The organism is Enterococcus malodoratus ATCC 43197 (assembly GCF_000407185.1).
GTDB lineage: Bacteria > Bacillota > Bacilli > Lactobacillales > Enterococcaceae > Enterococcus_A > Enterococcus_A malodoratus.
Genome location: NZ_KE136483.1, coordinates 399285 through 412127, shown reverse-complemented (window position 1 = coordinate 412127; position 12843 = coordinate 399285). Strand labels below are relative to the sequence as shown.

General features: G+C 38.9%; 16 protein-coding genes. 3 read left to right on the top strand and 13 right to left on the bottom strand.

The features are described 5' to 3' along the window. Nucleotides 1-66 precede the first annotated feature (66 nt). The 12 genes from I585_RS17415 to I585_RS17360 form a co-directional block, all read right to left on the bottom strand. On the bottom strand, nucleotides 67-567 hold the full coding sequence (locus I585_RS17415; protein ID WP_010740716.1) for a hypothetical protein: 501 nt from the start codon (nucleotides 565-567) through the stop codon (nucleotides 67-69). A gap of 33 nt (nucleotides 568-600) precedes the next feature. Further along, nucleotides 601-1086: an antirestriction protein ArdA gene (locus tag I585_RS17410; RefSeq protein ID WP_010740717.1), complete on the bottom strand. Its 486-nt coding sequence runs from the start codon at nucleotides 1084-1086 to the stop codon at nucleotides 601-603. Nucleotides 1087-1102: 16 nt separating this feature from the next. After that, on the bottom strand, nucleotides 1103-1651 hold the full coding sequence (locus I585_RS17405) for a hypothetical protein (protein WP_010740718.1): 549 nt from the start codon (nucleotides 1649-1651) through the stop codon (nucleotides 1103-1105). Further along, complete coding sequence (locus tag I585_RS17400; RefSeq protein ID WP_010740719.1) at nucleotides 1641-2891, bottom strand: replication initiation factor domain-containing protein; 1251 nt, start codon at nucleotides 2889-2891, stop codon at nucleotides 1641-1643. Before I585_RS17400 ends, I585_RS17405 begins: the two co-directional genes overlap by 11 nt. A 397-nt stretch (nucleotides 2892-3288) precedes the next feature. Next, nucleotides 3289-3600, bottom strand: a complete 312-nt coding sequence (locus I585_RS17395; protein WP_010740720.1) for a hypothetical protein — start codon at nucleotides 3598-3600, stop codon at nucleotides 3289-3291. A 27-nt stretch (nucleotides 3601-3627) separates the two neighbouring features. Beyond that, nucleotides 3628-5088, bottom strand: a complete 1461-nt coding sequence (locus tag I585_RS17390) for a hypothetical protein (RefSeq protein WP_244266019.1) — start codon at nucleotides 5086-5088, stop codon at nucleotides 3628-3630. Nucleotides 5089-5176: 88 nt separating this feature from the next. After that, nucleotides 5177-5587 carry a DUF961 family protein gene (locus I585_RS17385; RefSeq protein ID WP_010740722.1) on the bottom strand — a complete coding sequence of 137 codons (411 nt, stop codon included), beginning with the start codon at nucleotides 5585-5587 and terminating at the stop codon, nucleotides 5177-5179. A 2-nt stretch (nucleotides 5588-5589) separates the two neighbouring features. Continuing rightward, complete coding sequence (locus tag I585_RS17380; protein WP_010740723.1) at nucleotides 5590-5940, bottom strand: hypothetical protein; 351 nt, start codon at nucleotides 5938-5940, stop codon at nucleotides 5590-5592. A 403-nt stretch (nucleotides 5941-6343) separates the two neighbouring features. Further along, a complete protein-coding gene (locus I585_RS17375) occupies nucleotides 6344-6610 on the bottom strand; it encodes a hypothetical protein (RefSeq protein ID WP_010740724.1) in 267 nt (88 codons plus the stop codon). Between the two features lie 107 nt (nucleotides 6611-6717). Further along, nucleotides 6718-7347 (bottom strand): GyrI-like domain-containing protein, encoded by a 630-nt coding sequence (locus I585_RS17370; protein ID WP_010740725.1) that lies wholly within the window; start codon nucleotides 7345-7347, stop codon nucleotides 6718-6720. A 66-nt stretch (nucleotides 7348-7413) separates the two neighbouring features. Continuing rightward, nucleotides 7414-8301: a helix-turn-helix transcriptional regulator gene (locus tag I585_RS17365; RefSeq protein ID WP_010740726.1), complete on the bottom strand. Its 888-nt coding sequence runs from the start codon at nucleotides 8299-8301 to the stop codon at nucleotides 7414-7416. A 100-nt stretch (nucleotides 8302-8401) separates the two neighbouring features. After that, entirely contained in the window at nucleotides 8402-9355 is a 954-nt protein-coding gene (locus I585_RS17360) for a zinc-binding dehydrogenase (RefSeq protein WP_010740727.1), read from the bottom strand. A gap of 126 nt (nucleotides 9356-9481) precedes the next feature. Here I585_RS17360 and I585_RS17355 point away from each other — a divergent pair, with 126 nt between their 5' ends. After that, the gene (locus tag I585_RS17355) at nucleotides 9482-9847 is read left to right on the top strand and encodes an ACT domain-containing protein (RefSeq protein WP_010740728.1); all 366 of its coding nucleotides are present in this window, start codon (nucleotides 9482-9484) and stop codon (nucleotides 9845-9847) included. 245 nt (nucleotides 9848-10092) lie between these two features. Next, a complete protein-coding gene (locus I585_RS17350) occupies nucleotides 10093-10413 on the top strand; it encodes a hypothetical protein (RefSeq protein ID WP_010740729.1) in 321 nt (106 codons plus the stop codon). A gap of 36 nt (nucleotides 10414-10449) precedes the next feature. Here I585_RS17350 and I585_RS17345 read toward each other — a convergent pair whose 3' ends face one another. Beyond that, nucleotides 10450-10953, bottom strand: a complete 504-nt coding sequence (locus I585_RS17345) for a S26 family signal peptidase (protein ID WP_010740730.1) — start codon at nucleotides 10951-10953, stop codon at nucleotides 10450-10452. 305 nt (nucleotides 10954-11258) lie between these two features. Between I585_RS17345 and I585_RS17340 the strand changes: the two genes are divergently transcribed. Continuing rightward, a complete protein-coding gene (locus I585_RS17340) occupies nucleotides 11259-12833 on the top strand; it encodes an MFS transporter (RefSeq protein ID WP_034709506.1) in 1575 nt (524 codons plus the stop codon). Nucleotides 12834-12843 lie beyond the last annotated feature (10 nt).

The following is a 12843-nucleotide window of genomic DNA, read 5'->3' as shown; positions in this document are numbered from 1 at the left end:
CAACGTTCTATGAATGAGGCTTCTTAGGACGTTGCTTTAGGTACTTTATTCAATTTTAGACAATCACTATTTAATAATTTTCAAATGACACTTTTCTACAAAATCGACTGGGATCAGCTTTTCTGCATAATCCGAATTGATTTCCGTAACACGAACTTCACCATATTCTTGAAGATATGACCAAAACTGTTCTGTCACATCCCATTGCCTTTTTTTGACATAATTCATAAAGTAGGTTCGCTCTTGATTCACTTCATCCATACGCTCAATCACCTGAACAAAGATCGGATCATAGATGACTTGTTTAAATTTTCCATCTAACCATTCAAAAGTAACTGGATAGTCTAAACTATCCAACTGTTTCAGTTCTCGTAAAAATAAATTTCTAAACTGTCCGAAGAATTCATCAAAGCTCAAGTCTTTAAATGGAATCTTCAAAAGATACTCAGTCAATTTCGCTTTGTACCAATAATAAATTTCACCAAAGAAGGCTTTCCCTTCTTCGATATTTTGCAATAAATCTTGATTCCCAAGGTGAAAGGAACCTGCATATTTGATCAACTCCATCGTATGAGAAACACCTTTCTAACCAAAGAAGAGCTACTTCATGAAACAGCCATCCGAAACATAGACAACTTGTCCTTCCAATCGAATATCTCGCCCAAGAGCTTCTTCATCAATGTAGTTTTCTAACTCCTTGGGTACAGTGATCAAGCCTTGATCAACCCAATAACTTCCCAGCTTTTCATCCGTATCAACATCCGGTAGAAACATGACATCCTCAGCATTCTCCAGTAAATCTTCTTCTGACGAAAACAAATCTCCAATTAATTCTTTTGCATGATCTCGTACCTCGCTGGGTAATTCCGAATACTGTTCATATAATTCATTTAAGCGATCCAAACTATCGTATTGAGTCACAGTAAATGGCGCATCCGAATCCAAAATGATGGTTTCTTCTTCGGATTCATTTAAACCTAGTTTCGGTGCTATATCAGAGTAGTCTACTGGTAGGTCAAACCAGCCGCCTTGAATAGTTCCACTGACATATTTAGACAAATTAGCTATATATATTTGTGCTTCCATCGAATGCACTCCTTATCTAAACAAATACATTTTCTATCAGTAAGACTGATCCTTGATAAAATGATTCATTGACATATCGACCGAGATCAAGTAATTCTTCTTGAATGCTCTCTTCCGTCATACCATGATTAGTATCTTCACAAATAGACCGGCTTAATAATTGCCGCACTTCATCAACTGATAGAGAACTGTATTCAATTTTTTTGTTATACACTTCGATCACGCAGTTCGAATAAACGATCAGTGGCTTTACACCAATCTTCACAGCGATCAAAGCACTTTTCGGGACACTGAAAGAATAAAATTCAATCTGACTTAAATCACTTGGTTTCACCTGCCAACTTAACTCCTCCAATTTGAGTTCGTAACTTTTTCTCACCTCCAGCAATCGTGCAATTTCTTGCCATGCCGGATCACCCTGAAATTCACCACGTTCAAGAATTCGTTCAATCAAATCCATCGAATTATTGAAGACACTCAATGCTCGAACTCGTTGATTAATCGCTTCGATTTTTTCCTGACAGTGACTAATTCCTGAAAAAAGATAGTCCTTGTTATCCTCCAACTAAATCACCTCCTGATGATTGAAACCAAGTAAGATAGTTTTCTTTATCCTCACTCAACTCCACATTTTCAATCGTTGCGTTCACAAAATCTCTACCAGAAAGTTCATCGACAATTTTTAGTAGCTTTAGTGTGGGCGCTACTTGGGTTTCAAACCATCGTTCCGCTCGTTCGATCGAAAACTTTTCTGCTTTCATGGAAAAGTTCAACTCTCTGACTGTCCGAAACATTTTGGCCCACCGCTCATTCACAATTCTTGATTCAGAATCAAGCAAGTCATAAACCGTCAATTTGTCATTGATCAATCCAGCGCCGATCTCCCCTAAGCTCGTTCCGGTAATAAAGCGATCAATAATCTCAGTTGCTTTTTCAGCAGCGCTACGCAATTCGTAGCGATTGTAGATACCATATTTTAGTAAGGCATCTTCCACTGAAATACGCTCACGATTGGCAATCTCATAGCGTTTTTCATAGAAGTTGAAGAACATCGGGGATTTTCTTGATCCAAAATAAAGGGATAGCCCCTTGTTTCTAGCTACCCCTGATTCTGTATAATATCCCCCATAGTTTTCAAATAATTTGAAGCTATCTTCGATCAGTCCTTTGTGTTCCTTTTCCAGAATAGAAAACAAATCAAAGTATTCGTCATCATCTCGCATCCACATTTCATCAATGGCAATATCGATCCGGCTGCATTGAACACGGCTATAGCAACTTTCTAGCATTCCTTGTTTTTGCCAAAGGTGTAATAGGTATTCCTGCCAGTCTGTTTTTCGTTCCTTCAACACCAGTTCATACTCACGGCAACCTTGTCCTGAGAATTGAATCAATACATTTTTCGTTGTTTCTTTTGTATGCCAAAACACCCAGATATTTCCTCGTACAGATACCTGGTCAAACATGTAGAGTCCTGTTGAACGGGTTTCAAACTCTAACTCATCCATGCCTAACACTCGTTGGATAATATCTTTAGGTGTTGCATCAAAAAAGGACAAGCGCAAATAATCGATCATGACTCTCATTTCTACCCCATGTTTCATGTAGACACGAAAATACTCTTCGAGCTTTTGTTTCACCTCTTCTGGAATCGGGCGCTTGCCTTGTTCCATTTTTTTGTAATAGGACAAAGAGATGTCCAGTATTTGTGCAAATTTTCGTTGAGAAACTGGCTTTTGTTTTCCAGTCTTCGCATTGGATAACCCAAATCTGTATCGATAGTTTCGCAGTTCTTTAGGCTCCAATTTTTCTACACCTCAATTAAATAACGAAATTGATTTTTTTCGACTCTTCAAAAAGAGCCATCAAACCTTTGGGATTATTGACTCTTAATTTTTGTGTCCCTTCAAAATCGTTGAAAAGCACACAAACGTTCATCTTCGATGAAGCCTTATATAGCCATCTTTGTTGAGCTTTTTTTGTTTCGTTATTTTATTTCTACCCCCCCTATTAGATACTGGGGGGGTAACGGTTTAGGGCAGGCGCAAGCGCCTGCCCTAAACCATCCACGCACACACTTGGCGTGTGCGTTTGCCCTTGCCATACGCGGCTGGCGCCGCTGCCAGTGCAAACGCCACGCTCTAATGAGTGCATGGCTATGCGGGCATAGTTTCCCCTCCAGTATCTACAGTGGATCATTTTTTATAAAATGTTTTCTTCAATCATCAATCGTTCCGCAAGATCTTCCGGTGACAAAAAGGTGGCGAAAATCGCAGCCGTTAACTCTTTCCTCTCTCCATTTCTCAACCGATGAAGCTTTTTCAACAATAAAATATCTTCTTCTGTCAGTAAAATTTGACTTACAGGAATCCCATTCCTCAAAATATCCTTTCGCAAGAAAAGATAGGTGGTCCGTTTTTCAATTTTAGCGATCCACGAATACAGTGTCCTTGAAGAGAATTCCGAATCAATCAACTTTGCGGCCGTTCGTACTCGATAATATTTTTCACTCACATGTCATCACCTCACTCGCTTAATAGATTACTCGATGGTAATATCACCAGCTTTATTCAACTTCTCTTGCCGCTTTCTCTGATATTCTTCTGAAACCATTTTTCTGAGTTGCCTTTCATCATCAGCACTATACATGTCATCCATCAATTTTTGGTCTTCTACAGTTATTCGTGCTGGTTCAAAATCCAGTTCGATCATGTGATCAAATTTGGCAAACTCCGTTAGAAAATCAAAATCATTCGGAACAAAGGGACTATACAATTCTTGGGGAATCCCTTTCCCAATATCTAAATAGCCCCGACCAACTCCTGATTTATTAACAAAACTTTTATTTTTATTTTCGTCGCCAAAGCTCATTTTATAGCCCAGCTCAGATAATCTTCCCAATGACACTTTTGCGAGTAGATTGTCTCGAATACCATTCGGCAAACTTTGAGCATCTGGACGCTGCAAGGCAATGATCATATACACACCAGCTTGACGACCTTGAAGAATTAACGGCATTAATACTTTTAAAACCCTATCCGTTTCTTTGTAGTCCAAGGTACTAAAAAATGCGGCCCATTCATCAATGATCACAACGTAAGGCGGCATGTCATAGAAAGCATAGTTTTTTCCCATAGTATAATTTTTGTGTTCTCGCATGTACTTGTAGCGCTTGATCATCATTTCAAAGCTGTCTTCTAGCAAGCGAAATATTTCTTCTTTTTCCATCACTACGTGTCCTTTAAAAGCTGGTAAATCCGCTAGAACACCTAAATCTGATTTCTTTGGATCAGCAATTTTCACCGTGCCGATTTCCATAAACACCTTGATTAGCGTATAAATGAAAAAGGTCTTCCCACCACCGATCCCGCCGCTAATAAGTAGGTTCGGCAGCTTGTCATATTCCCAAAAGACACCCTTCATGATTTCAATTGAGCCATTTTCTGCTTTGACCTCTCGAATAGACAAGCGGCGCTCAATGGTATCCAGCAATAACTTGTAGGTGACTAACATCGGTTTCCGATCAATCTCAACTAAATCACCAAGAAATAGTTCCTCCAATACCGATCCCATCATCAGAAATTCCTTATGATTTTTCCCACCAAGCTCGAAGGTGAAACAATCCAATGAATTCTTTTTTTTATAGTATACCTTTGGTAATTGGATCAGTTCTTTCGAACCAGTTTCAGTTTTCACCTTTTTAATATCTACCAAATTGTTTTCAATAAGGTATTTCAACAACCATTGGCAGCGTTGAAGTCTGCTAAAGTAACCACCGTTTTCTTTGGATCGCTTCATAGCAAAAAGAGAAACAGCAATCGTTAGGAATAGTAGCCCTGACACTAATATTCCTAGCATGATTATTTTGGCCAAAGCCTTTTGATTTCCATCGATCACTGAAACAATGTTTGTCCAATTTTTCCACCATAACCAAGCTGCTAAAGATAAAGTCGGGATCGAAAAGAAAAACGTATACCAGCCATTTAGATACCGATAATACAATTGGATTCTCTTTCCTTTATAGGAGAATAGACCTCTCACATCTTCACCTTTCCTTTCTTAATGATTAGCAGCAATGGCAAACTATCGTTTATTTTTTATTCTTATCACTTTCACCGGATTGAGTTGGATTTGCGACAGCTTTTTGAACGGTCACTTTCTTCAAACCTTCGGCATAAATATCTAATTCGTAATACTCTCGATTCCCATCTTGTGCTGCAATGTACGTCAAATGGAACTCTGGATTTACTAATTCAACCGCTTCACGCCATTTAAATGTTTCGATCTCAGCAGTTGGCGGGAACGTAACCCGACTTGAAATTTTCTTTTTATCGCCAAAGACTAGTTCAGCCCTCTTTTTCGTAATCTCCCCTGTGCTTTGTCTTGTTTCATCGTCAAAACCAAGCACTGAGTCTTCCAGCGAACTAAAGCGAATTGCTCCTAGACTAGAAACATCTAAGGCTTCTGTAATGTTGTTGTTGTCTTTAAATTTTAAAACCATAGTTACACACCTTCCTTAACTGTCGCATTCGATAAATAAAGCGAGAAATCTAAATAACCATTTACCGAGTTGATCGTTCGTCCATCATCATTCGTTTCTCGACTTGAAATTCGAACTTTATCAGGAACCAAGTAGGCTTCGTCAAAATCAATCTCAATTTCACCTTCTGGTAACACCGCAGCACTTTTATCGATCACGATTGGTAAAGCGCCATGTTTTTCAGAATCACCATAGAATTTCACGTAACTACCAAGAACACCGTTCACTTCTTTTGGTGCTTCTTTGAATTGTGTTCCTAGAATAAAGACTCTTCCGACCCATTCTTTTTTTACTTTTAGCTTCGTTAGTTTCAATTCCTTTCCTTCTTTCCAAGAGTTTGTTTTTCAATGTATATGAAGAATCTTATGTTTTCTTTCGACAAAAAAATTGAACTGTAGAATAACAGAAAGACACACTCAAATATTGAATGTGTCTAATCTATACGTATTCAAATTTTTCTTTCAAGCTAGTAGGTCTGCTAACAGCTTGCTAACACTTTTTTGTCTTTTTAGTTTATTTGCTACCACAAACTATTAAATGTCAGATTCAAATTTTTGTTTTAAATCCCGAAATGAAGCTATTCTATAGCATTCTATGGGATAATAGTGAGAAGGGGCGCCTCTACTTCTAAGCGGACGGTCGGGGGTTCGAATCCCTCCTGTGATATCTAAAAAACCGCTAGAGACTTGGTCTCTAGCGGTTTTTCTTTTGTATTTTTTATTCTTTCACGGCTTTTGGTGCCACAAGCAGCGCACACATTGCTATGCCAAGAACGATAAATAGGACAGCTCCTAACATATTCCCTTTCGTCAGCATCGCAAATGCGATCGTACCGAATAGGCTGGCAACGGTTAAAACAATGCCTGATTTTTGAATCCCTGTCAATTTGGCGAAAGAATTTCTAAAACCAATCGTCAATAATAATGAGCCGATAAATGAAGCGATACCAAAAATAATATGACCAAGCAAAATAAGATTTTCCATGTCTTCACCTCCTTTGACCACTATACTAAAAAGACCAAAAGAAGACTAAAGTTGTGCTTAGAATCAGAGTAAAAAAATAAACCTTAGAATCCTAAGGTTTATTTTTTTTAATCTACTTGATAACGCAAGATAGTCCGACGTTTCTCTGGCGCTGTTTTTCTGGCATCGTTTAGATAAATTTCACGATGATCAAAACTTCTGCGCTTCAGTCCCTGCTCTGTTGCAAATTGATCTAGCTTTAGAAAAGAGGCTGGCTCATCATCAAACGAACCATGATGCAGAATTTGGACACATTTTCCATCTTCAATCGTCTCCAAGGAAAGTTTTGTTAACAAGTCATTCGGCTCTTTCTTTGCTACTGCTGCTAATGCCGCTTCGAACATCTCTTGGGTGATCCAATCTGGTTGTCGCAGCATGATTTTGTATTCAAAGCTCTCCTTATCGGTAATATCTTTGGTGTTCTTCGTGGACCAGATTCCTTCTAATGGAAAGATTGCGAATTCAGAATAGTCGAACTCACTTTGTAATTCTAAATGTGTCTTATAAAATTTTTTGAACCCCATCTTGATAGACCAAGCCACAGGATAAAGCACGCCTACTCGAGCTGAAAAATCTTCGTTATTGGGATTTCCTTCTCCTTGGATCGTAAGAAACTTTTGCACTGGAACAGTTACCAGCTCTGCTTTCTTTTTTGTACCATATAAGTCTTTCTCTTGTTTTTTCCAATCATACTTCATTTATTTTTCCTCGCTTTCAACTTTGACTTCATTATAGCGAGCTAAACCTGCAACCTCGTGTCAGGTTTAATAAATAGTTTTCAATTGATCGATTTTTTTAATTAATTCGCTACGTACAGAAGCAGGCGATAGGACTTCCAGCTGTCCGCCAAATGACAGTAGAAAACTATACAGACTATCATTCACCGGAAAATCTTTCGACACCAACAACCGACCATCCTCAGCTTCTTGGACATCCTCAAAATTTTCATAGACGCGATAGGCCAATTCTGGCGCAAAAACTAGTTGAAGCTGCTGCTTTTCTGTCGTATAAATCTTTTCGGGTTCAAGAACGATTTCTGGTGCTGTACGTTCAAACGTTTCCGTCGTCATCTCCAGCTCTTTGATCCGTTTTAATTTGAACAAACGATTGGCCTGTTTCTCACAACAATAGGCGTATAAATACCATTCTCTGGCCTTGAAAATCAGCTTCAACGGTTCGACCTTACGATCTGAGCCAGCCTTCGCTCGACTAAAATAATGAAAACTAATCCGCATTTTTTGAGTGATCGCTTTTTGCAAAGTTCGAAACAATGCTTCATGTTGCGGTTGCCAATCAGAAAAATCGATTTCGATCCAATTAGTCGTCTGCTTCTGAAAGACAGTCCCTAATTTCTTCAACAGTGCCTGATTGCCCATTTCATCAACACCGCTGAGTCCTTGCAGCGCGGTCAGGATTTGATTTTGCTCTTCTTCGGAGATTAATGAGCGGTTCAAGACAAAATTTTCAGGCAGGAAGATTCCTCCGCCCTTCCCTTGTGTCGTGTATACGGGAATTCCCGCAGCACTCAAGATATCAATATCGCGATAGATCGTTCGAATAGATACTTCAAATTTTTCTGCCAATTCTGGCGCTGTCGTATTTCCTTTATCCATTAGGTAGTAAACCATTTGAAATAGACGATATTCTGCCACTGTACTCACCTCCATGATCAGTATATCATCGTAAACCTGCAAACACTTGTCAGGTTACAAAAAAAGCATCATCTGAAAATCCAGATGATGCTCGCTTTAACTATGGTTTAAGCAATACTTTTCCAATACTTTTTCCTGTCTCCAAAAATTCATGCGCCTGTTTACCCTCTGATAATGGAAAAATAGTTGGTTCGCTGATTTCGATTTGTCCTTTAGCAAAATAGCTGAACAAACGCTCACTGCGAATTTTTCGTTCTTCATAGCTGGTTAAGTAATCCCAAAGATCTCCAGTTAGAATACTTTTTGATTCGGACATCAATGCAACGGGATCAATTTTTACCGGATCACCGCCGGCCATTCCAAAAAAGACTACCTTTCCGCGGTGCTTGATCAGATCCAAGCTCTGCTGAATCGTTGAACCAACCCCATCATATGCAGTGGAAAATTGCCCTTCGACTGTTTCAACCCATGAATTTTCACGACTTGGGAAAACCTGCTTCACTCCATGGGATAACGCCAATGCTTGTTTTTCAGTCGAAGAGGCAGAACCATAAACTTCAATTCCATCAGCTACTAGCATTTGCGAAAGTACTTGTCCGACACCGCCGCTGATTCCTGTGATAAATGCTTTTTCACCAGGAGTATTTTTCCCAAGGTCATGAGCCAAAAAATCAGCCGTCATTCCTTGCAGCCCAATACTGGCCGCTAACTTACTATTGATGCCAGCTGGTAAGCGAATCGCCTGCTCGCTAGGAACCGCCACATATTCGGCATTGGCAAATGGAACATCAACAAAAAGGACCGTCTCCCCAACTTGTTGGTTCGTTACATTGGCACCGATAGCCTCAATGACTCCGGCACCTTCATAACCGTTGATGTAAGGCGTGTGTTTTTCAATATGATAGTCACCACGTCGACGATAAATATCCGCAAAATTCAATCCGATATATTCGACTTTTACTAATACATCGTTTTCGCCAATCTCCGGCTGCGGCAGTTCTCCATACTGTAAAACCTCGCTAGCGCCAAAATGTTCAAAATACAATGCTTTCATGGAAAGGACTCCTTTAATTATTTCCTCAAATATACTATGTAGCAGTCTTTTCAGCAAAAAATCAGATTGCATTTCTACATCCCCTCTGATAAATTTAAATGATTACGAACTGGGAGGAGCATTATTATGAAATTAGTAACTTTGCCAAAAGATTTATCCGTTTATAAGGTTGTCGACTTAACGCAGGTTGATCTAACTCAGCAGCCGCTTTTTATTGGAGTAACAGATGAGGAAACCTCGATCGTTTCTTCTACTGATAATGTTCCTGCTGATACGATTGAACGAGAGGATGGGTGGAAAGCCTTTAAGATTGAAGGGGTCTTGGATTTTAGTTTAGTAGGAATTTTAGCAAAAATTGCATCCCTTCTAGCTGATGCGGGGATCAGCATTTTTGCAGTTTCAACCTACAATACTGATTACATTTTGATCAAGGCTGATAAATATGATACTGCTGTTGCGACGTTGCGTGAAGGCGGATATTCAGTCGACTAATAGAACGCAAGTTTAATATAGTCCCGTTTTAAAAGAGCCGATAATGGCTCTTTTTTTCATGCTTTTGTCATTTTTATTTTCTTACCAGTCCTTTATCCGAGAAGAAAATACGACTTTGGTTGGACGAAACGCTTCCGCTTTTCTCTTATTATGAGAGTGTAGTAATAAATCAGAAACGAATATAAAAATGATATTTAGAAGTGGCGTTTGACGTTGTTGGTATTGAAAGATCGGGAGGAACGAAAATGAAAAGAAATGGTTTAGATATTACCGTGTTGGTTTTAGGAATTGCTTGTATTGGGATGTTGACGGTGAATCGTTATATTTTCCGACCTGTATGGAAAACAGAATTTCGGACAGAACTGAAACAAGTAAAAAAAGAACTCAAAAAGGATTTACACGATAGCAAAGATGAAATCAAGGAAGCATCAAAAGAAGGAAAAAAGGAAATGAAAGAAAGTCGTAAGGAAACCAATAGCGCACTTAAAGAAAGTCGTAAGGAAGTAAAGGTAGACATGAAAGAGGCCAAAGATGACTTTAAAGAATCAATGAATCTTTCTTATTAAATAGATTGAAAAAAGACCTTCATCGTGAAGGTCTTTTTATTCGGCCTGTTGACGCAACCTTTGTTTCCTCTCTGTTTGAAAAAGCAGCGTAGAAAAAGTCATGAGAATAGCTCCGACAAACAGGCTGCCTTTGATTACATTCATCACTTTCGTATCAGCTAAAAAGCCAATATAACGTAAATAGAAATGAGGCCGGCCGATTAAGTTTCTTTTGTGGACCATTCCCATCTCCGCTTTATCTGAGTTGTCACCTTTGACAAAGTAACCGTCAATTTTATGATCCACAGCGATCACTCGCCGCGTTTTAATTACTTTTCCTTGATTTTCATAATATGTGATCGTATCGCCAACATGGATCGGCTCCATCACATCCTTCACAAAAACCAAGCCGCCCTTAGAATATTCCGGTCCCATTTTATTATCTGATACAACATAGGGTGTCACGTTCAACACTTTTGGAATAACAATTGTCAAAACGGCCAACAAGAATAAGGAAAAGATCAAAACGGCATAAACAACCGTTATTTTTTTATTTTTCAAATTCTTCTATTGCCTCCTTAAAAAGAAAAAACCTCTTCATAATCATCATATCATATTAATCAAAAAAATCTATTTTTAACTTGCTAATTGAATAAAATTTCGAATTTATTTTGACTAGACCTCGTGATATGTTACTATTATTATACATTACGTCACAGTTTATTTTCTTTTTTTAAACGAAAGGGTGTTATTTCATCATAACTACTACATGCCAAGAGCGTTTTCCGTCATTGTATGCAAAACGCAATCTACTTTTAATAATATCGGTTATTTTAATAGCTGCTTCATTGACTACTTTTAAGATTATGAACGAAATAAAAAAAACAAATGTCCACGCACTGACTGATCGCTGGACGTTTATTGTTAAGGATCACTCCGATCACTATATCTTTGGGAAAACCGAACAACGTTTGAAGAATGTACCTCCAAACAATGCGCTGATCATGCAGCAGCAGCTAGAAATGAAGCTGAAAGATCCGCAATTAGTTGTCCGAACCAATCATCAATGGCTCTCTGTTTATCTTGGTGAGAAGCTCCTCTACAAATACACTGCCAACGAGAAACAAAAGGCCCCCGGCTTATTGCAAACAACGATCCATTTGCCGCAGAATTATCGGCAGCAGAAGCTGCGGATCGTTACCAAGACGCCCTATGAGTATTATGCGGGAATTCCTGCTCAAGTATTTATTGGTGAGACCGCGGAAGTAAGCCGCTTCTTCCTCCTTCGTTCTCTGCCGCAATTTTTACTTTTGATTATCTGTACAACCTTGATTGTTCTGATGCTGGTTCTGCTCTTTTTGAAACCTAAGGACTCAAAAAAGGAGTACGTTTCAGCACTGCTGTTGATCGGTCTCATATTTTTAGTTGGACTGCAATCAATCGTTTTGAATGTCCCGGCCTGTACGTTGTTTGGACCGAAGACCTTGTCGCTCTTTTATAATTTAACCGCGATCCTTGTCCCAGTTTTTCTGACCAATTATTACTTATTGCGAACCAATAAATATCAACATTACTATCTTTACGGTGTCGGTTCGCAGGTCTTTCTTTTAATCTTCGGAGTTCTTTGTATTGTCGCAGGAAAGTTATCCTTGCCGATTGCTATGCAGATTTTTAGCGGCTTTAACGTCTTTATGACACTATTTACAGCGGCGATCGCTTTAGCCGAGTCCGCCGACCACAATCGCTTTTATACAATATGCTCGCCCGGAATTATCATGGCTGCTTTTATCCATTGCTTCTTCTATATCCAGCTTTTTGCCGGAGCTGCCAATTTAACGATTGATTGGCCGTTGATTCTATTTAGCGGATTGATGTTCTTGATTTGCGGTTATCACTTTGAAGAGGATATCAGCTTTATCCAGCGGCATCGAATCACTCAGCAGGAAAATGCCCAAAAAGAACTATTAGCGAAAGAAAAGCAGAAAAATTTATTGGCAACCTTTAACCTATTAGCTGAAAAAGAGGCCCATGGCGAGCAGCAAGTTCCTTCATTAACTCACCAGCTGCAGCAGCTGCGAGATTATTATCAAAAGGAATTTCGAAAACAGGCAAAATTTTTCTCTTGTCAGCTTACGATAAATCAAGATACTGAACTTTTGGATGATGAGAATGTATCTTTGCTGATTCAATTATTTGAGAAATTTTTGAATGATCCCACTTTCGGAACTGTTGATATTTCGATCCAGCAGAAGCAGGATCAATTAGTGATCGAAAGTAATACTAGTACGTTTACTCGGCATTCCTTTGATGAATCTGTTGCAGCCGCGTTGCCATCTGATCCTCATCAAGAATTGGAGCGGGCCGTCAAAAACTCTAATGGAGAATGGCATTGGCAGAATAAAGAAAAGCAGCAATACTTTAAAATCACCTTAGGCTTATAAAATAAAAACC